This is a genomic window from Erwinia sp. STN24 (genome assembly GCF_041320675.1).
GTDB classification, from domain to species: domain Bacteria; phylum Pseudomonadota; class Gammaproteobacteria; order Enterobacterales; family Enterobacteriaceae; genus Erwinia; species Erwinia aeris.
Genome location: NZ_JBGGPM010000012.1, coordinates 1 through 20,080, shown reverse-complemented (window position 1 = coordinate 20,080; position 20,080 = coordinate 1). Strand labels below are relative to the sequence as shown.

Sequence of the window (20,080 nt, the reverse complement as noted above, 5' to 3'; positions counted from 1 at the left end):
GCTTAGTGTTTTTCCGGCACTGACGTTGTACGCGCTGTGCAACTGTGCCGTCATGCTTCACCAGCCTACACCGGGCTGCGCATGTTTTTGCGCAGGGCAATGAGATCCACCTGCCACTGATTTAATTTATTGTAAAGCGCAGTGCGTGAAATTCCCAGAAGCCGGGCCGACTGACGCATATTTCCCTTATTTGCACTCAACACCTCGAGCACGTGCTGGCGCTCTTTTTCATGCAGCGAAGCCTGCCCGGACGCTGGCTGAGCAACAGGATCTCCCTGTCGCATCTCCTCGGGCAGATCCTGCTGGCTGATTTCCATCCCCTCGCATAAATTCACCATCCGTTCGACCAGGTTTTCCAGCTCGCGCACGTTGCCGGGCCATTGCCAGGCCTGTAAACAGGCCATCGCCTGCGGTGAAACAGCCGGGGCGATGCGCTTCAGCCGGTTACAAAGCGCCTGAATGAAAGTATTTACCAGGCCCGGAATGTCTTCACGCCGCTCGCGTAGCGGGGGAATATTGAGGGAAACAACATTGAGGCGATAGTACAGATCGCGGCGGAAAGCGCCTTTCTCCACGGCATCGGACAAATTACAGTGGGTAGCGGCAATAATACGGACGTTGACCTTAAGAGGATGCGCGGCGCCAATACGCACCACTTCGCTTTCCTGGATCACCCGAAGCAGGCTGGTTTGTGCTTCCAGCGGCATTTCGCCAATTTCGTCGAGAAACAGCGTTCCGCCGTCGGCAAGCTCAAATTTTCCGGCCGATCCGCCTCGCCGCGAGCCGGTAAATGCGCCATCAGCGTAGCCAAACAGCTCGCTCTGTACCAGATCCCGCGGCAGCGCGCCACAGTTCAGCGCCACGAAAGGCTCCTGCTGGCGCGGGCCGGCATTATGGATCGCCTGGGCAAACAGCTCCTTACCCGTGCCGCTTTCACCCGTCAACAGCACGGTGCTGTCGGTGCGGCTACTGGCCCTTGCCTGCTGAATAGCCTGCTGCAGCGGCAGCGAATAGCCGCGGATCATATCGAACGTATAGCTGGCGCTCACGCCCATCACCCGCCGGGTAATGGCGCGGATACGCTGGTTTTCGCGCAGAGACAATACGCGCCCGCCGTCAGGCGCGGGCATCAGTGAAACCAGGCAGGAGACCGGCTCTTTGCCCCCGGGCATAAAAAGCAGCTCGCGATCGTTACAGAAAGGCAGGCTGAGCAGCGAGACGTCCTGCGGACGCAGCAGCGCATCAATGGATCCCGCTTCCGGATCGAGGCCACAAAAAATCTGGCGGGCATAGCGATTAAGCGTTTTGATGCTGCCGTGGCGGTCACAGACGATTACCCCTTCATTCAGCGTTTCCAGGATAGATTGCTGCTCGGCGAGCAAATGACGCAGCTGCAGCTGTTGGCCTATCGTCTCCGCCGCTGCCTGAACGGTGCCCAGCGTGTGCGTGTTGAACTTATCCGGCGTGGCGGTAAGCGTCAGCACGCCAGCCAGCTTGCCGTTCTTATCACGCACCGGCGCGGCGGCGCACTGCCGATGCCTTCTACGCAGATCCAGCTTCCAGTTTTCACCGCTTAACACGTATACCAGCCGCTGTTCAATCAGGCAGCGCGCGGTACAGTTGGTGCCCAGCACCTCCTCACGCAAAATGCTGCCAACGGGCGTCAGATCGGCACCGCAATAATACAAGGTTACCCCGTCAGCATCCGTCAGGTTGATATGGCCGTCCGGATTATAGGCCAGCAGGTTTTCCATAATGCTGCGCGCAACCTGAATCATCTCTGCATTTTGTTCCAGGATAGCGGCCAGTTCGTCTGGCGATGGGGAAATATAGCTGAACGTTTCCGGATCGATATTAAGCGCCCGAGAACGCTGCCAGGAATGCAAAATGCTTTGCCGCATCCAGCCCGGCTGTTTGCCGCCCGTAAAGCTGTGCCAGCCTTGCCACAGCAGGCTGTCCCACTCCGTGACTTCCGTGCTGTCCGGCAGGCTGAAGATAGGATCGCTCTCGTCTTTAAAGGGTAGCCGGCTCAGGTTTTTCATCTACACATCCTTTAAGGTATGGAATGTCCATTTTATTTACATGTTAAGTTGACATGTAAATTTTGTTTCCAGTTTGTGATCTCTAACTGTGTGGTACTTCACATTACAGGCCCCTTACCGGTTGGCATGCCCTTTGCAATACCTCTTACAGACACGTTGAAAGCGTTAAAAGGAAAGGGGTTTTGATGCATAAACATAATATCCGGTTGATTCTTTTCATCTGTTCGATTGCTTCACTCAGCGGCGTGATCCTTGGCTATGACGCTTCGGTGATCTCCGGCGTAATTGAGCCTTTAACAGAACATCTCAACCTTTCTGCGTGGGAAAGCGGCTGGGCCGTTTCAAACGTTATTCTGGGGTGCGTGGCGGGCGCATGGGGCGTGGGATACGTTTCAGACCGTATCGGGCGCAAGTCCACGTTGATTATTACCGCCGTACTCTTTGTTATTTCCGCCGTGGGATCCGCTCTCGCCCATTCGCTGACGGGTTTTGTGCTCTATCGACTAATTGGCGGGCTGGCGGTAGGAATGGCGTCAGCGATTACCCCTCTCTATATCGCGGAAATCTCCCCCAAGGACTGGCGCGGCCGTATGCTTGGCTTGCAGCAAATGCTGATGGTTGGCGGCCAGGTCACGGTGTATATCGTTAACTATCTGATTGCGCGCGGTATGCCGCATGCCTGGATCGTCAGCGAGGGCTGGCGCTGGATGCTGGCTTCCGGCGTGGTGCCCTGCGCGCTGTTCCTGCTGCTGGTGCCGTTGATGCCGGAATCTCCCCGCTGGCTGGCGCTGAAAGGTAAAACGGATCGCGCTCGCCAGGTGCTGACCCGCCTGTCCAACGCGCAACACGCCGAGCGTTTACTCACGGAAATTCTGGCTTCTTCTCAGGACGCACCTGCCCAGTCCAGCCAGCGCGGCATTCTGCGCGACCCGCGTGCACGCTACATTTTGCTGACAGGCTGCGCGATCGCCATTTTGCAGCAGGTTTCCGGTATCAATATCCTGCTTTATTACGCGCCGTCCCTGCTGCAGAACATTACCGGCAGCACCCAGGATTCGCTGTTCCAGAGCATTTTTCTGGGCGTGGCGCTGCTGGCGGGCGTGGCAGTCTGTCTGAGCACCATCGACCGCTTTGGCCGGAAGCCGCTGCTGCGCTGGGGCGCAATAGGATGCGCGCTGTGCCTGATGTTCACCTCATGGGCGTTTATCGCGCAGATTGACGGCATGCTGCCGGTGATTGGGCTGGTGGCCTTCGTTCTGATTTTCGGGCTGTCGTGGAGTCTTGGCGCGTGGCTGCTAATTTCAGAGATTTTCCCTAATCGCATGCGCGCCGTGGCGATGGGTTTCGCCTTCTCTTCCATGTATGTGGCGAATTTTATCGTCACGCAAAGCTTCCCCATGATGAACCGCAGCGCCCTGTTGATGACGCATTTCCACGGCGCTTTTCCGCTGATGCTGTGCACGGTGGGATGCCTGGTAGCGTTCTGGTTCGTACAGCGCTTCCTGCCGGAAACGCGTGGCGTCTCTCTTGAACATATCGAACCGCTGATGCTTTCCAAATCCCGCCGCTTCGCAGCCAGGGCGACGCGGCCCGCTGAACAATCTTCCCTGCCCGACTGGGCAAACACTAAATAATAAGGAGTGCTGTGATGATGAAAACTGTACGAGTGGGACTTATCGGTGCAGGAAGGATGGGCAGTTTCCATGCTGAAAACCTTGCCTGGCGCGTGCCGGGCGCGACGCTGGCGGCCGTAGCCGATCCGCAGCCCGGCGCGGCGGAAAAGCTGGCGCAAAAGCTCGGCGTGGCAAAAGCCTACAGCGATCTTCATGCGCTGTTGCAGGACCCGGACATTGACGCCATTGCTATTGCTGCCCCCGCGCGTACTCATGCTGAATGGGTCATAGCGGCCGCCAGCGTGGGAAAACACGTCTTTTGCGAAAAGCCGATGGCGGTAACCCTTGAGGAAGCGGACCGTGCGATCGCGGCGGCCAGCCATGCCGGTGTGGTATTGCAGGTCGGCTTTAACCGTCGTTTTGACGGCGGCTTTGCCGCTGCGATTGCGGCGGTGAAATCGGGCGTGAACGGCACGACTCAGTTAAGCCGTTCGGTCACTCGCGATCCGGCCTTGCGCGATCCGGCCCCCATCCCGCAGTGGACCATTTTTCTTGAAACGCTTATCCATGATTTCGATACGCTGCTGCATTTTAACCCCGGCGCAAAACCGGTGGAGGTTTACGCATTGGCCGACGCGCTGGTGCGTCCGGATTTTAAAGACAAAGGCCTGCTGGATACCTCAGTAGTGACTATCCGCTTTGACAATGGCGCCATCGCGACGGCGGAAGCCAATTTTCAGGCGGTCTATGGCTATGACGTCCGCGGTGAAGTCTTTGGCAGCAAAGGCATGCTGCAGGCGGGCAATATCAACGCTACCAACTGCGTGCGCTATCACGAGGGCGGCATTGTTATTGAAACTTCCCGCATGGATTCCGAGCTGCTGCGTGAAGCCTATGTGGCGGAGATGGCCGAATTTGCGCGCTGTATCCGCACCGGCGAAACGCCGCGTGCTACGGGCAAAGATGCGCGTAACGCGCTCGAAATTGCGCTGGCCTGCATTGAATCAGTTAAACAATGTCAGCCCGTCAAACTGGACGCACGCTAATGAACAGCTATCAGCTTTCCGTTTGCGCCGAAATGGTCTTCCTCGATCTGCCGTTTGTGGAGCGGGTAAAGCGTATTCATGCGCTGGGGTTTGGTGTCGAAATCTGGGGATGGGCCGGTAAAGACATTGATGCGCTGGCCGCCACCGGCGCGCGCTTCACCTCCATGACAGGCTATCTCAGCGGTAATCTGACCGATGACGACGATATCCGGCAGCTGCTGCAAAGCGCTGAAGCCTCGCTGGCGATCGCAGAGCGGCTACGGTGTCCGGCTTTAAATCTTCACGGAACCGGTCTGGATGACAAAGGATTACCGGTAAAACCGGTCGAGGTGGTGACTGGTGCGATGTGGCTTAAGGCTGTGGAAACCTTACGTCAGCTGGCGCGAATGGGCGAACGCGCCGGACGAATATTTACGCTGGAAAACCTCAATCTGCCCGTTGACCATCCGGGAACGCCGTTTGCGTTGGCGGCCGATACGCTGGCGCTGGTCAGCGCCGTTAACAGCCCCGCGCTGAAAATGAATCTCGACCTGTATCACGCACAGATCGGCGAAGGCAACCTGATTGAGCTGATCCGTAAAAGCCAGAAACATATCGGTGAGATTCAGGTAGCTGACGTACCGGGCCGTAAAGAGCCCGGCACCGGTGAGATCAATTACAAGGCGGTGGCGCGAGCGCTTCGGGAGATTGACTATCACGGCACGGTCGCGCTGGAAGGCTGGGCATCGGATGATTCGGCAGCGGCGCTGGAGGCCTTCCGCGAGGCCTTTACGCAGTAGTTTTCGCGGTAACTGGCGCTCTGTGAGCGCCTTTTACTCAAAAATTGCGATATGCTCACCTCCTGCTCGTGCAGAGGCTTTAACGGCGCCGCAAGCTGCGTAATCCCAGCCAGGCCACGGCAGCAACGCCCAGAATGGTCAATCCGGGGTTGTTGACGTTCAGATTAAGCGCACGCTGCTCCGCTTTTTCATCAAAACGGCCGTGACTGCGGTGCAGTCCTTCGACGGACTGATGCAGGTTATCCGGCCGGCCAGCGACCTCCGGCTCCTCGGTAATCTGGCCGCTCCAGCCCTGTTTTGCCATCATACGATCCAGCAGGCCCGGGAACAGCATATTGCCCACGATGGACTGGAATGTGGAACGCCCGACCCACACTTCCCGCGGCGCATGGCGCGCGGCTTTAAGAATGGCTCTGGCGGCGACCTCCGGCTGGAAAATGGGCGGCATAGGCTGAACGGTGTTGCCCATTTTGTTACGCGACCAGTCAAACTGAGGGGTATTAACGCCCGGCAGATGCACCATAGTCAGCCGAATCGAACTGTTGTTATGCAGCAGCTCGCTGCGCAGCGAATCCGTAAAGCCCCTGATTGCCGCTTTGGCCGCGCAGTAAGCGGACTGTAGCGGAACCGAACGATAAGCGAGCGCTGAGCCTACCTGTACGATAATCCCCTCGTCACGTTCCCCCATCAGCGTTAGCGCAGTACGGGTGCCGTGAACGCAGCCCAGATAGGTCACATCGGTGACGCGCTGGAATTCTTCGTCAGTAATTTGCGTAACGGGCGCCAGCACGGTCAGCATGGCTGCGTTAACCCAGACGTTGATCGGACCAAGTTCGGCTTCGATTTTACGACCGGCCGCCAACAGCGCGCCGCCGTCTGCCACATCTACTGCCGCGCCCGATGCCTGTACACCAAACAGTTTTAACTCTTCAATAGTCTCTTTTACGCTTTGTTCACTACGGCCAATCACCGCTACCGCATAGCCTGCTTCAGCAAAGGCCTGTGCGCTGGCGCGTCCTACGCCAGAAGTCCCACCTGTAATTACCGCTACTTTTTCCTGCAACATATCTGGCCCTCATAAACCGCTGCGTCACAGCCGTCTGATAAATAAAAAATGATAAACGCACGAATTTTCGTTAACAGAGTATGGCAGGCTGCTGAAAAATAGCTGGTTGATTGCAGAACAGGGATCAATAAATGGAAGGAACGCCTGCTGTCCTGCCGCATTGTGCGCACGAAGATGACTGTAGTCAGCGAGCTCCCGAGAGCAGTCCATCTCGAGCGATATAAAGCATTAATATCATTTCGTAGGTGACCAACCGCCGCTCTCAGAATGAAGAAAACGCCCTTCCTGGTTTCTGCCGGGCAGTTTCCGCTTAACCACTGAAGCGAGTAAAAAGGCGTAAACTTTTGACCACTGCGGAAAGTAATAAACCACTATGGGGAGTAATAACCACTATAGTGAGTAAAACGGCGGTAAAAATGTATCCACTCTGGTGAGCGTGACCTTTAATAGCGAGGCGTACAGCGTGTCTGGCTAGAGTCATGTTTTGGTAAAGCCAGGCAGGAAGGTATTTGAGCCTGACTTGCTTAACGCTGGCTCAACAACCACTGTAATGAGATCCGCCTCTCATTACAGTGGTTGCTTATCCGACATAACGGTGACTTACAGGAGCAAACTGACGCTCATCGCAGTGGTTGCTGGCGCTTTTGCTCTCCACAGTGGTTACGGTTTTTTACCGCTACGGATCTTTTCTAACAGTTCCAGCTCTTCTCGCGAAAGCATAACCATTTCGCCCTGGGGTGCGGTTTCCTCAATCTCGTCCTCAGGCAAATCGGGCAGGCCAAGCGGGATTTCTGCCGGTCTGAGCTTTGGCCGCCGGTAGTGGATGACGAAATAGACGATTTTGCCTCGCTTAATCTCTGTGTAGTCCAGGTAGCCGATCTCCCTCAGCTGCTCCATCGCTTTACGGACGGTCGCGTTTTGCGTGATGGTACGCGAAGTGAGGTTCAGGCGAGCGCGCAGGCGGGCCATGGATATGGGCGCTGGTGAAGGCGGCAGGCTTTCGATAAAAGTATAAAGGGCCTGTGCAGACTCTTTACGGGACAGCTCGTTGATGGCTCTGAGCTGAAGAAGCACCTTTTTATCGAACTGATAGAGCTCAAAAATCTTGGGATCGGCCTGGAGAGTAACACTGTCGGTTTTAGTGCTGTATTTGGCTGACTGCACCAGATGCGTGACGTAATACTCCCCTTCTTTGTTGCTGAACTGAATAGTATTGGTCGCAATGCGGGTCAGGGAAGCATCCAGACGGCTTCTCAGCTTCGCTGAAGAGCGTACAGAAGGGATGCCGCACAGTTTAGCGAAATCGACGAACGGCAGCGTTACGCTGTCTCCCAGCACCTTATATTTGGCAAAGGCATGGATAATGCCGACCCAGGTTTTGAAATCGTTATCCATATCAAGCCGGGCACCGGTTATCCTGATATTTTCGTACCCTTCGGATTTAACGATCGACAGCTGTTTCAGCTCGTCAGTGACATCCATGGTCGACATCTGGTTTTTTCTGCCCCGCGCCGTCGATTTAAGCGTGGGTACAAACAGCCCAAGCCGCATCAGCGCCACCGGCTGAACGGTATTGTTACTGTTAGGAGTCAGGTTGATAACCTCTCCCGTCTTCTTGTCCGTTTCACAAAAAGCTGCATCTATCTGACTGATTTCTTGTTCTTTTTTCGGCATTTTACAAACCCGTGATATGAACAAGCGATATTCGCCGTTACTGGTTACAGTGGATACTAACACTCACCGTAGTGGTCAGGCTACTTGCTATAGTGGATTTATTACTCTCTACAGTAGTTGTTTTACTTACCACAGTGGTTAACGATCCCTTCTCAGGCCAGTTACGGCAGGCCTTGCGAAGCGCGGGGATCTTTATGGGTCTTTCTGGTTCTTTATATGATCTGTTATTGGATCGAACCAGTGGATAAAAAAATCTTATTTTCAGGAGCCTGTGGATAGCTATGGGTTAAAGCTGTGTCCGGATAATACAAAGGTTCAGCAAACCCGCTACAGGCAATGCTACAGCGGCAACTGCTTAATCATCAGTTATCTACAGGCAAATTGGCATGATACTCACTACAGTGGTTTTTAACTACTGTCCAGCGTGGATGTTTTACTCGTTATAGCGGTTATTTAGCTTATTACAGTGGTTATTTTGCTCACCACAGTGGATAGTAACCCCCTTCCAGGACAGGCCAGATAAGGGCTGAGCGACTCCGGGGATCTCTTAGGGATCTTAGAAGGATCTATTCAGGATCGATTGATTGGATCTGGCCTGTGAATAATAAGGAAAAACTGGCTATCACTATTGGTACACTACGCCTCTTACCACCTTTTGATGTTCGATATCAAAACTAAGACCGCAACATGGTCTGACTGATTTGAAAAAAATAGATAAGTGCTTTCAACTGGCAGCGACTTTTCACATATGCAAGGGGATCACAGCGGATAAAATGTACTAATTAACATTGGCTTTAGTTGCACATTAAGGCACCGCTAAAAAAGCAATATATGCATTGAGAGAACCCATGCCACAATAATCAGCTACGCTGACAATACTTCCCATGCCAGGATTTTAACCTTGGCCCGGGAAACCAGACTCTCGTTTTTAATGCGTTATGCCCTGACTGACCGCCTCTGGCTAACCGCTTGTGACTAAAAGCTTATATTGCGGTTTGCTGAATAAACGAGAATTCAAAAAACAGGGTCTGATATACGCTCAACATGGGGAAGGCTTATGATTGTTGTGGATTCACTGGAAGCAGGCAAAGGCAACTGGATCAACAAGCCCGATAACTACTCACTGGAAAATGGAAAACTACAGTTAACTACCGCGCTCAACACGGATTTCTGGCGTCAAACCTATTACGGTTTTCAGCGGCATACCGGACATGCGTATGGATTTTACGTGGAGAACGACTTTACCCTTCAGGTAAAAATCATGGCGAATTTCTGCCATCTGTATGACCAGGCAGGTATTTTTTTGCAGGATGACGAACATCATTGGGTTAAAGCTGGGATTGAATTTAATGACGATCTGTCATCTATAGGGTGCGTGGTTACGCGTAAAACCTCTGACTGGTCAACCGGTCTTTTTCCCGGCGATCCGCAAACTTTCTGGATGCGCACTACGCTGGAAAACGAGGCCTTAAGGATCCAGTATTCGACAGATGGTAAAAAATGGCCGCTGCTGAGGCTATGTCACTGGCCAGATATAAAAAATCGTTTTATCGGCGTGATGGGCTGCACCCCGGAGAGAGAAGGACTTGAAATAACATTTGACGAGTTCAGGCTCGGGTCTCCTTTGAGTAAATCGCTTCACGATTTGACATGAATTCGTATCAGGATCCCGGCAAAAAAGCCATAACTTTGTTCAGGCTATAAGAGGCGAACAGAAAAAACTTACGCTAAGGCTGCAAGCATTTGCATTTAATGCAGGGTATCAAGTATTTCTTGGCTTAATGTTTGCCATTCTTTCTACCCTGGTCCGTTTGTGCTTCTGCAGGAAAGGTATCCCACAAATGATTTGAGTTCATTCTGCCGATCCTCCGGATGCAGACGGCAAGACTTACTCTCCGGCGCATCCGGAAGCTATTTCACCAGTCCAAACCCCAGCGGTTTCCTGAATTGCGGTAACTAACAGAACTTTCTACGCACGTTCATCGGATCTCTCTTAATGATATCGAGCTCCCAGAGGTCGTCGTTCAGCAGTTTGCAGGACAGGTTAACCCTGATGGAAACGACATCATAACGAGGCGCATGCTCAACCACTCACTGTTGTGATGGACAACATTGAGCTTGCACCGGAAAGCGTGCCCACTATCGCTAACAACGTAACGCATGGAAAGGCGAAATGCCTTTTTCATCCTCATCACACATTCGCACCATTGTTTGCCCTACCCTGGATTCAATGATGCCGGTTTACGCCGGATAGCAAATCTTTCTATAGCGCTTCCAGGCCACCTGATTTCAGGTTGAGCGTCAATTAAAATGATTACGTACAATTTTTTTTTGCCTGGCTATTTTTTGTTGTACGTTGGCCGGGTGTATGTACAATTGTTTTTGCTGAGATGCCCGTTCAGGCAAGGGATTATAACCGAGGAATAATGATGAAACGCGATTACGGTGGTGTTGGTACGATAGCTTTGAGAGCAAGTTCTTTACTGCAGGCGATGAGCCGGGATATTGAGGAGCAGCGGAAAGAGTTTAACCTGACAGAGTACCATCAGACTTATACTCGCAATGCAGTGGCAAAGCTACCTAAACTGAGCCGCCGTATCGTCGAACAATCCATGAAAGAAATGGAAGAACAGGGTTATGATTTCAACAAAAAGCAGGTCGGTAACGTTGAACAATATGCATTAACAATTCAAAACGTTATAGATATCTATGCGCATCGCAAAATTCCTAAATACCGGGATATACATCAGGAACCTTATGTGATTTTTGTGGTAAACCTGAAAGGTGGGGTATCGAAGACCGTCAGTACCGTAACGTTGGCACATGCACTACGTGTACATCAGGATTTGTTGCGTCATGATTTACGGATTCTGGTAATAGATCTCGACCCTCAGGCATCAAGTACCATGTTCCTGGATCATACCCACAGTATCGGGTCGGTTCTTGAGACTGCTGCGCAGGCTATGTTGAACGATCTTGATGCGGAAACATTACGCGAAACCGTCATCCGCCCGACGATCATCCCTGGCGTGGATGTGATACCGGCATCCATTGATGATGGTTTTGTGGCCAGCCAGTGGGAGTCACTGGTTGCAGAACATCTTCCCGGCTCAAAGCCTTCTGAAGTCCTCAGGAAAAAAATCATTGACCGTGTTGCTGACGATTACGATTTTATTTTTATCGATACCGGCCCTCACCTCGATCCGTTTTTGCTTAATGGCCTGGCGGCCAGTGATTTACTGTTGACGCCCACTCCACCGGCACAGGTCGATTTCCATTCGACGCTTAAATATCTGACCCGCTTACCTGAAATGCTGGAGCGACTGGAAGAAGAGGGCGTCGAACCGCGTTTAAGCGCAAATATCGGGTTTATGTCCAAGATGACCAGTAAGCGCGATCATGAAACGTCACACAGTCTTGCGCGGGAAGTTTATGCAAGCAGCATTCTGGATTCATCCTTGCCGCGCCTGGATGGATTTGAGCGCTGCGGTGAATCATTCGATACGATAATAAGTGCAAATCCGGTGTCTTATCCCGGTAGCGCAGAAGCACTAAAAAAGGCCCGCACAGAAGCCGAACGTTTCACAAAGGCGGTTTTTGACCGAATTGAGTTCATCAGGGGATCCGCAGAATGAAAAAGGTATTAGCACGCGGGCGTGTACTGGGAAACAGCAGTTCTGAGTTTGCCAAAATGCTCGAAGGGGAAGGTAATTTCAGGACCTTTACGCTTAAATCAGGCAAAACCGCAAAATTTGTCAGTACCGTTGTGTTTAGCGGAGATATTGAGGCTAAAACATTTGTTGACTCAGCAGTTAACGGGCGTGATCAAACCATGCTTACGCCTGAATCAGTTAGTGATATCTCACGTACCATTAAGCTGCAACAATTTTTTCCGGCCATCGGTCGCGAAGTCGGTGGGCGTATAGAAATATTGGACGGTACACGCCGGCGTGCCGCATGTATTTTTAGCCAGACAAAATTTGACGTACTGGTCACCAAAGACGAGCTCAGCATTGCAGACGCGCGCCAGCTGGCTATTGATATCCAGACAGCACGGGAACACAGTTTACGCGAGCTGGGCAAACGTTTTGAGATGATGTACGACAAAGGTATGTCCAAGGACGAAATAGCACGAGCGGAAAATATCTCTCCAGCTAAAGTTACGCGCGCGTTCCAGGCTGCTGCGGTTCCTGATGAAATGGTCGCCGTATTTCCCGTAATCAATGATATCTCCCTGGCTGACTACCAGTTGCTTCTCAAGGTGGCTGAAGATGCTAAAAATAAAGGAATGCCTGTTGCTGAACTGATGAAAAAGGTCAGGCAGCAGATTGCAGAGACTGAGGGGGCAAGTACGGATAAAGCGAAAATTATTGCGATAATTCGTGCTGAAAGTAAGAGCTTAAAACAGGCAGTGGGTAAGCAGGTTGAAACAGTAAAACTGCGCGAATTTGCCGATCGTCGTCAATATGCCAGAAAGAAAACTGACCTGAAAAAACGTCTGGTAGTCTACGAGTTCTCCCGAATTTCACCTGCTTTACAGGCGGAGATTGATGAGGCAATAAAGCAAATAATGGAAAAAATGCCTGGCGGTGAATAGAAAGTTTATCAAGTGCCGGGCGATCCCGGCATCGTCTGCCAGTCAAATTGTCCCGCCAAAAATTCGTATGTAACTGACTGAATTTTAATTTTTTTCTCGGATCCTTTCATACTGAAAGTCCCGAGGTTTTTTTCTGAGCCTACAGATAACTTCAACAGCGAAGAGGTTGAGCGGCGTGTATTTGGAAAGCATAACTGTCTTAAATAGTATCATTTATGCCGCGCCAGAATGCATCGCTCATTATGCAGCCACTCATAAAATTGTCCCGCAGAATTTATGTACTTAACTTTATGATAAATAAATTATTTTTTGATTTCTTTCATATTGAAAGTCCCACTATGATCTTCTGTTTTGGTTTGTAGATTTCGTATTAATCCTTGCCTGTAGTGCACCAGTTGCGGTTTCGACGCTGCGCCCTCTGCTTGCTGCGGGCAGATTTGTCGGCATCGCATAGGTCGGAACACAGACAACTTTAATCCGGCAGGATGTCTTTATGCACATCACACTTTTTCATGCATTGGCGCTTGTCACAAATATATCTGCGCTGGAGAAGCGGGCATTATGTGACTTAAGGGTGCAGATATATGTGCCTTCAATGTGGAACGAGCAAGCATCTGAGCTACACACTATGGGCATAAGAGGATACGTATTTATCTGGCAGCCAGGATAGTTGTAAGTTTCCAAAGCCACGACTGGCACAGAAACCGGGATCTAATTAAGCTCTGTCAGACGGGATATGTACTCTATACGCGTCACAACGATCCGGATTTCAAACCAAAACCGATGCGCATACGTGCGCGTTCTGAAAACCGCCAGGTGCTGGATGTCCTGTCCCACACACTGGTTGCAAACTGCGATTACAATCCCGACAGCGATTATCCGTCTGAAATCATGGCGCCATTGAAGCATATCGATGTGGCAAGGGGTATGCTTCAGGTTTATGAAAACGGACGTAAAGCCTGTAACAGCCCGCCTGAAGCTTTATCAGTACATGAACAGCTGCGCTACGTTATCGTGCTGCACGAGAAGGATAATGATAGCGGCCCGAACAAGCCATTGCGTCTTTGGTTGTCTGAAAAATTTTTGCGTTATGCGGCATCTCTGGAGAAGAGAGCCGTGCCTGACCTGGCCAGTTCCGCAACTAGGCTATCAGTACAGACCTGGCGAGGTAGGAGCAGGACAAAGTCATCAGGCAGGCGAGCCGGAAAAACGCAGCCGCCAGAACGGGGAACGTCTGGATGAACTGCTGAATGAAACGGCAGGGCAGGTTGGTTCCCTTGCGGTAGCCAAAGCGGGCAGAAAGAACGGCCATTACCATACTGGGTCGCCTGATCATCGAAAATAATGGTTCAGCAGGTCATCGCGCTGGAATCGGTGCTGAAAACCGAACAGCCGAGGCGCCTGAATACCGATCCGGAACCCTATACTGTCCTCCAGCCTTAACATTGCCCTTTATTAACTTACTGCAGTCGGGCGCGGTTTTGCGCTGGCACCGTAACATAAATTCAGCTTTGTCAGGTTTCACTAAACTAACCCCTTTTCTTATGCCTTTTACCGCATGAGTAGGTCATGTTGAAACCGAAAAATGGCGAAGGGGCATCTGAAAAGCACTTAACTTCGATACATGAGATTAGCGTCAAAAAGTAGGGCCGGTTAGCTATTAATTTCGAATATTAATACTTAACACAGCATGCCCTTCAAAAAGGGAGTATCTTTCGTGCGTCAGAGACAGCACTAAAAAGGTCGCTCTCTCCACTTAGTTACCGGCATAAAATCTCGCTCTATTAAAAAACTTTCGCAGTAGCTATGAAAATTAAGGTAGTAAACTGTATACGGATGGCATCGTCCATAACAGAATTAGTTACAGCATCCATAAAGTCTTTTGGTAACCTCTACGTACATCCCGATACCCGGATCCGCTTCTCCCCACTGAGAAGCCGTACCGCTCCGGGCCATAGGCTTGGGACAGACTTGGCTTTAAATAGGATGCTGTAACTAAAATCAGTACTGCTTTAAGATGGATAGAGGCCTTGCCATGATCACCCCGATGGCGCACAAGGGGTTCTTCACCGGTACTGGCAGCTCTGACTTTGCAGCGAGGAGGGTTGGTGAAATATGTCAAACCGTAGCCGCCTTTGCCGGGTTACGGTACTACTCACCGACAAAACGGCATTTAAAATCTCCTGACGCTTTCAGGCGACATCAATGGATTGGTATCGAAAGGCTTGTTATACCCGAGCGCTCCTCAGAAGCCTATACCAGACCTTATAAGTACCGCATCCGGGAGGACTGACAACGCCGCTGCCGGTCACGACAATGCGCTTTTGAATTTCAGGCGCCACAGGTTAAACCTCCTCACTCAATTCGATATAGTAAAGGGCGTGATCCCTTCTTCAGAGATCACGCCTGATTAAGCGCTATGGTCGCTTCAAGGCTTCTTCGTCAGCAGAGGTCGGTTTATCAGGACGAATGTTGAACCAGATTGCGTACATAGCGGGCAGGAACACCAGCGTGATGATGGTGCCGCCCAACGTACCGCCAATCAGCGTATAGGCCAGCGTTCCCCAGAACACGGAATGCGTCAGCGGAATAAATGCCAGAATGGCAGCCATTGCCGTCAGTAACACCGGGCGGGCGCGCTGTACCGTTGCCTCCACCACCGCATCAAAAGGTGCCAGCCCTTCCTGCTCATTATGGTGGATCTGTCCTGTCAGGATCAGGGTGTTACGCATCAGGATGCCCGACAGGGCAATCAGTCCAACCAGTGCATTAATGCCAAACGGCTGGTTAAAGAGCAGCAGCGTGGGCACTACGCCGACCAGTCCCAGCGGCGCGGTAAGAAAGACCATCACCATCGCTGACATCGACCGCACCTGCAAAATGATGATTAGCAGCGTCATGGCGATCATAATCGGGAACAGCGGCGCCATCGCTTTCGTCGCTTTACCGGATTCTTCAATCGATCCCGCCTGCTCAATGCGGTATCCGGCCGGAAGCTTATCGATGACCGGCCGCAACGCTTTCATCATTGCCGTAGAAACATCCGGCGGCTGCAGGTTGTCGGCGATATCTCCCCTTACGGTAATGGTCGGAGTACGATCGCGACGGCGCAGAACAGGATCTTCCATTCGTACCTCAACCTCGCCTGCCTGAGAGAGCGGAATGCGCTGGCCGGAAGCCCCCACTAAGGTAAAGCCCGCTATTTTTGCCGGATCGAGCCGGATATCACCTGCAGCCCGTCCCATCACCTGCACCGAACGGATATCCTCCCGCACAGAGGTGATCGGAACCCCTGAAAGCAGAAACTGAAGCTGCTGCGCAACCGCGTTTGTTGTCAGCCCTACCGCCTGAAGGCGGTCCTGATTAAGCGTGAAATGCAGCGTCGGTACCCGTGGCCCCCAGTCGGTGTTGACGGTTCTCATCATCGGGCTGGCCTGCATCACCTTCTCTACCTTATCTGCAATTTCACGCAGGGTGGCGGGATCCGGCCCCATAACCCGGTAGGCCACCGGATAAGGTGAATACGGACCGAACACCAGTTGCGTCACGCGTACGCGCGCCTCAGGCGCCAGACCGCCGGCTGCCGCTTCGCGCAGGCGGAACTTAAGCGCCTCACGTGCATCCTGGCTGTCCGTCAGCACGACAATTTTCGCAAACGACGGATCGGGAAGCTCGGGCGCCATGGCCAGATAAAACCGCGGCGGCCCCTGCCCGATGTAGGAGGTGACGATTTTTGTCTCTTTCTGCTTTCTCAGCCAGGCTTCAATTTTCGCCGTGGTGGCGCTGGTCTCCTCAACAGAGGTGCCATAAGGCATCTGAACCTCAATCAGCACCTCCGGGCGATCGGAAGTGGGGAAAAACTGTTTTTTCACCAGCCCCATCCCGAGCACAGCAACGGCAAAGAGGGCAATAACGGTGCCGGCCACCAGCCATTTTTGCGCGATAACGCGGGTCAGCACCCGTCGAAAGCGGTTGTAATGACGGGTGTTGTAGAGGGCCGTATGCCCTCCCTCTACCGTTTTGATTTGCGGCAGCATCTTCACGCCCAGATAAGGCGTAAACACCACCGCCACAACCCAGGAAGCAATAAGGGCGATACCTACAATCCAGAACATATTGCTGGTGTATTCACCTGCTGTGGACTGTGCAAAACCGTTAGGCATAAAACCAACGGCGGTGACCAGCGTGCCGGCGAGCATCGGGGCGGCTGTGTGGCTCCAGGCATAGGCCGAGGCTTTGATCCGGTCGTAGCCCTCTTCCATTTTCACCACCATCATTTCAATAGCGATGATGGCATCATCAACCAGCAACCCGAGCGCAAGGATCAGCGACCCCAGGGTGATACGGTCAAAGTTTTTGCCGGAAGCCTCCATCACCATGAAGACAATAGCCAGCGTTAACGGCACGGCGGCCGCGACCACAATGCCCACGCGCCATCCCATACTGACGAAGCACACCACCATGACCACCAGCAGCGCGACAAAAAATTTGATCATGAACTCATCAACAGCGGAGCTGATGTTGACTGACTGATCGGTGACCTTGGTCAAGGTCATGCCGAGCGGCATACCCTCATTGATTTTGGCCGTTTCAGCATCCAGCGCGCTCCCCAAATCCAGGCCGTTCCAGCCGTCCCGCATGATGATGCCCAGCAGCAATGCCGGTTCACCCTGATTACGGATCAGGAAAGTCGCCGGATCTTCATAGCCACGCTCAACGGTTGCGACGTCAGAAAGTTTCAGGGTTCTGCCCTGCGCAACGATGGGTGTTTCCCGAATTTTTTCCAGTTTATCGAAAGCGCCATCAAGGCGGATAAAGACCTGCGGTCCCTGGGTATCAATTGAACCGGCGGGTGTCAGTACGTTCTGGCTGTTGAGGGCGGAGAAAATATCCTGAGGAGAAATACCCAGCGTGGCCAGCCGGTCGTGGGAGAACGAGACAAAGATACGTTCCGCCTGCTCCCCGATAATATTGACTTTCTTGACCCCTGGGACATGCAGAAGGCGCTGGCGCAACGATTCCGCATCGCGGACCAGCAGTCGCTGTGGTTCCCCTTTTGCTTTCAGCGCAAAGAGCGCAAAGGTCACATCGGAAAATTCATCATTAACCATCGGCCCGATAACACCAGCCGGCAGGTTTTTGGTCTCATCAACCAGCTTTTTACGCGCCTGATAGAATTCTTCCTGTACCTGTGAAGGCGGCATACTGTCCTGCAGTGACAGCAGGGTAAAAGCCAGTCCGGGACGCGTGTAGGTTTCACTCCGGTCATACCACCTGAGCTCCTGCATGCGTTTTTCAAGCGGTTCGGCCACCTGATCCTGCATTTCCTGTGCGGTAGCGCCCGGCCAGGCAGAGATAATCGTCATCTGCTTGACGGTAAAAGGGGGATCTTCAGCCCGTCCCAGTTCGAAAAATGAAAGAACGCCCGCGACCGTAATCAGGATGATCAGGAACAGGGTGATTGAGCGCTCACGAACCGCAAGCGCTGAAAGATTGAATCTCCCCTCGCTCATAGCTGGCTCCCGGCGACGCGGGTGTCGCTTTGTTCCATGCGGACGGCCTCGCCGTCATGCAGCAAATGCGCACCCAAAGCAACCACCTGCTCGTCTGGCCTGAGGCTACCCGTTATCTTTACCGCATCGTCAGCCAAACCCAGCACCTGAACGGACCGCCATGACACTTTGGCGGGTTTACCTGAAATACTCCAGACACCCGGCCCTTTTCCTGGATCATAGATTGCCGCTAAAGGTACCTGCATCACCTGCCGGGCTGCTTTATCTTCTGCAATATGGAGCGTAACGGTAGAACCCAGCGGTGCGCCTGCCAGCGTCCCTTCCAGCACATATCTCGCCTCAAAGGTACGCGTCACGGGATCGGCCGCATCGGAGAGCTGGCGCAGCTTCGCAGGAGACGACTGTTTTCCACCACCGTATAACGTTGCATTAGCCTCGCTTCCGGGAGCCGGGCGTAACGTCTCGGGCAGCTGCACAACCGCTTCGCGCTGGCCTGCTCTGGCCAGCCTGACCACATGCTGCCCTGCACTGACGACCTGGCCCGGCTCGGCCAGCGTATCCATGACCACGCCATCGGCGTCGGCCAGCAGCACGGCATAACCCGTTGCGTTTTGTGCCACTCTGGCCTGTGCCTGAGCCGCACTGAGCTCAGCTTTTGCCGTATCCGCTGCGGCTTTTATCTGGTCGTAGGCCGATGCCGATACGGCGCCTGTAGCGACCAGGCCACGATAACGCGCCTCATCATCAGCCGCCTGTCTGGCACGAGCCTGTGCAGCCGCGACGGTCTGAAGCTGAGCCTGTGCCTGCAGACGCAGGTCAACGGGATCCAGACGCATCAAGGGCTGGCCACGCTTAACGGTCTGGCCGGTATCAACCAGGCGTTCAAGGATCTTTCCCTGAACTCTGAAACCAAGGTCGCTTTGAACGCGTGCGACAACAACGCCGGTAAATGCGCGGGAGGTATCGACAGCACTCACTACGGTTACGGCTCTGACCAAAGGGGGCTGAGTACGTGGATCGCTGGCGTCGGAAGGCTCGCCGCAGGCCACAAGGGCAAGCGGCAACAGGCATACGGCAAAGGTGGCAGGTTTAAGCCTGTGCATGGGTTCCCTTTTTGATTTAACAGGACGGTGACGGCATTCTCAGACTAGTGACTATTAATGTCAATAGTCACAAAATCAGGGGGCAGGCTTCTCAGTATCAGTGATGGCGGGAGCGCAGCAGCAGCCGGCGTCTTTTCCGGCTGAACCGGACAGATATAAGGCCGCATGACCGGATATATTGCATGTGCAGCCTCGTCCGGCAGCGTTATTCGTTAAAAATCTCCCGCCTGCCGCCCGTTAGCCATGATGCGCTCATTCAGTGGCCGCAGACGTGCTCAGTGTTTGCAATGCGGGCGCCTGACAGAAGATATTACCCACCGATTGCTACTCAACGGATTAAGGATTACGTGGAATATGCAGACTATAAGGATCCTGCCAGCCTGGGTGAGCTGGCGAAAAATTTTATTGTTCTGGCATTTCAAACCGGAGGGACTGGTAATTCTTGCGCAGATGCAGGCTCTGATACCCTGGCATAACGCCTCTGATCCCCTTAATCAGAAAACCGCTACTTATCCCGAAAGCCAGGCAGAGAATAAACTTCTTTGCAGAACATGCAGGACTGGCGGGATCACAATTAAGACGTTTAATGAAGATATAAAACCCTTCACGGATTTTCTCGTCAGGGCTTCTCAGCCATCGGCTAAAAG

13 protein-coding genes and 1 pseudogene are annotated in these 20,080 nt (G+C 52.8%); 7 read left to right on the top strand and 7 right to left on the bottom strand.

Going from position 1 to position 20,080, the window contains the following annotated elements; translation table 11 throughout:
* Window positions 1-65 precede the first annotated feature (65 nt).
* Window positions 66-2,042: a sigma-54-dependent Fis family transcriptional regulator gene (locus ACA373_RS21855; protein WP_301731064.1), complete on the bottom strand. Its 1,977-nt coding sequence runs from the start codon at window positions 2,040-2,042 to the stop codon at window positions 66-68.
* Window positions 2,043-2,227: 185 nt separating this feature from the next.
* Here ACA373_RS21855 and ACA373_RS21850 point away from each other — a divergent pair, with 185 nt between their 5' ends.
* The 3 genes from ACA373_RS21850 to ACA373_RS21840 are packed head-to-tail and all read left to right on the top strand — an operon-like array spanning window position 2,228 to window position 5,480.
* Complete coding sequence (locus ACA373_RS21850; protein ID WP_370735136.1) at window positions 2,228-3,676, top strand: sugar porter family MFS transporter; 1,449 nt, start codon at window positions 2,228-2,230, stop codon at window positions 3,674-3,676.
* 14 nt (window positions 3,677-3,690) lie between these two features.
* Entirely contained in the window at window positions 3,691-4,701 is a 1,011-nt protein-coding gene (locus ACA373_RS21845; RefSeq protein WP_370735135.1) for a Gfo/Idh/MocA family oxidoreductase, read from the top strand.
* On the top strand, window positions 4,701-5,480 hold the full coding sequence (locus ACA373_RS21840) for a TIM barrel protein (protein WP_253461356.1): 780 nt from the start codon (window positions 4,701-4,703) through the stop codon (window positions 5,478-5,480). The genes ACA373_RS21845 and ACA373_RS21840 overlap by 1 nt, the downstream gene beginning before the upstream one ends.
* A gap of 79 nt (window positions 5,481-5,559) precedes the next feature.
* Here the strand turns inward: ACA373_RS21840 and ACA373_RS21835 are convergent, their stop codons facing one another.
* Both ACA373_RS21835 and ACA373_RS21830 read right to left on the bottom strand, forming a co-directional pair.
* Window positions 5,560-6,546 (bottom strand): SDR family oxidoreductase, encoded by a 987-nt coding sequence (locus ACA373_RS21835; RefSeq protein ID WP_253461358.1) that lies wholly within the window; start codon window positions 6,544-6,546, stop codon window positions 5,560-5,562.
* A gap of 660 nt (window positions 6,547-7,206) precedes the next feature.
* On the bottom strand, window positions 7,207-8,220 hold the full coding sequence (locus ACA373_RS21830; RefSeq protein ID WP_253461360.1) for a RepB family plasmid replication initiator protein: 1,014 nt from the start codon (window positions 8,218-8,220) through the stop codon (window positions 7,207-7,209).
* A 1,057-nt stretch (window positions 8,221-9,277) separates the two neighbouring features.
* On the opposite strand from ACA373_RS21830, the gene ACA373_RS21825 reads away from it, so the two are divergent.
* The 4 genes from ACA373_RS21825 to ACA373_RS21810 all read left to right on the top strand — a co-directional run bounded on the left by ACA373_RS21825 (window position 9,278) and on the right by ACA373_RS21810 (window position 14,059).
* Complete coding sequence (locus ACA373_RS21825; protein ID WP_301253033.1) at window positions 9,278-9,874, top strand: DUF1349 domain-containing protein; 597 nt, start codon at window positions 9,278-9,280, stop codon at window positions 9,872-9,874.
* Window positions 9,875-10,649: 775 nt separating this feature from the next.
* Window positions 10,650-11,855, top strand: coding sequence for an AAA family ATPase (locus ACA373_RS21820; protein WP_370735148.1), 1,206 nt, complete (start codon window positions 10,650-10,652; stop codon window positions 11,853-11,855).
* Window positions 11,852-12,817 (top strand): ParB family protein, encoded by a 966-nt coding sequence (locus ACA373_RS21815; RefSeq protein ID WP_253461366.1) that lies wholly within the window; start codon window positions 11,852-11,854, stop codon window positions 12,815-12,817. Before ACA373_RS21820 ends, ACA373_RS21815 begins: the two co-directional genes overlap by 4 nt.
* An 816-nt stretch (window positions 12,818-13,633) precedes the next feature.
* Window positions 13,634-14,059 (top strand): hypothetical protein, encoded by a 426-nt coding sequence (locus tag ACA373_RS21810; protein WP_370735134.1) that lies wholly within the window; start codon window positions 13,634-13,636, stop codon window positions 14,057-14,059.
* 975 nt (window positions 14,060-15,034) lie between these two features.
* Here the strand turns inward: ACA373_RS21810 and ACA373_RS21805 are convergent.
* The 4 genes and pseudogenes from ACA373_RS21805 to ACA373_RS21790 form a co-directional block, all read right to left on the bottom strand.
* Window positions 15,035-15,147 (bottom strand): annotated as a pseudogene (locus tag ACA373_RS21805) (hypothetical protein); the annotation flags it as partial.
* A gap of 87 nt (window positions 15,148-15,234) precedes the next feature.
* Entirely contained in the window at window positions 15,235-18,330 is a 3,096-nt protein-coding gene (locus tag ACA373_RS21800) for an efflux RND transporter permease subunit (protein ID WP_370735133.1), read from the bottom strand.
* Window positions 18,327-19,433: an efflux RND transporter periplasmic adaptor subunit gene (locus ACA373_RS21795; protein ID WP_370735132.1), complete on the bottom strand. Its 1,107-nt coding sequence runs from the start codon at window positions 19,431-19,433 to the stop codon at window positions 18,327-18,329. Before ACA373_RS21795 ends, ACA373_RS21800 begins: the two co-directional genes overlap by 4 nt.
* A gap of 402 nt (window positions 19,434-19,835) precedes the next feature.
* Window positions 19,836-20,080: hypothetical protein (locus ACA373_RS21790; RefSeq protein WP_370735131.1), on the bottom strand; the 245-nt coding region annotated here is incomplete at its 5' end.

Excerpts from the sequence above, each read along its gene's own strand:
- ACA373_RS21815 (WP_253461366.1), top strand. The coding sequence starts at position 11,852 with ATGAAAAAGGTATTAGCACGCGGGCGTGTACTGGGAAACAGCAGTTCT.
- ACA373_RS21820 (WP_370735148.1), top strand. The coding sequence starts at position 10,650 with ATGAAACGCGATTACGGTGGTGTTGGTACGATAGCTTTGAGAGCAAGT.
- ACA373_RS21800 (WP_370735133.1), bottom strand. The coding sequence starts at position 18,330 with ATGAGCGAGGGGAGATTCAATCTTTCAGCGCTTGCGGTTCGTGAGCGC.
- ACA373_RS21845 (WP_370735135.1), top strand. The coding sequence starts at position 3,691 with ATGATGAAAACTGTACGAGTGGGACTTATCGGTGCAGGAAGGATGGGC.
- ACA373_RS21850 (WP_370735136.1), top strand. The coding sequence starts at position 2,228 with ATGCATAAACATAATATCCGGTTGATTCTTTTCATCTGTTCGATTGCT.
- ACA373_RS21830 (WP_253461360.1), bottom strand. The coding sequence starts at position 8,220 with ATGCCGAAAAAAGAACAAGAAATCAGTCAGATAGATGCAGCTTTTTGT.
- ACA373_RS21795 (WP_370735132.1), bottom strand. The coding sequence starts at position 19,433 with ATGCACAGGCTTAAACCTGCCACCTTTGCCGTATGCCTGTTGCCGCTT.
- ACA373_RS21835 (WP_253461358.1), bottom strand. The coding sequence starts at position 6,546 with ATGTTGCAGGAAAAAGTAGCGGTAATTACAGGTGGGACTTCTGGCGTA.
- ACA373_RS21855 (WP_301731064.1), bottom strand. The coding sequence starts at position 2,042 with ATGAAAAACCTGAGCCGGCTACCCTTTAAAGACGAGAGCGATCCTATC.
- ACA373_RS21825 (WP_301253033.1), top strand. The coding sequence starts at position 9,278 with ATGATTGTTGTGGATTCACTGGAAGCAGGCAAAGGCAACTGGATCAAC.
- ACA373_RS21840 (WP_253461356.1), top strand. The coding sequence starts at position 4,701 with ATGAACAGCTATCAGCTTTCCGTTTGCGCCGAAATGGTCTTCCTCGAT.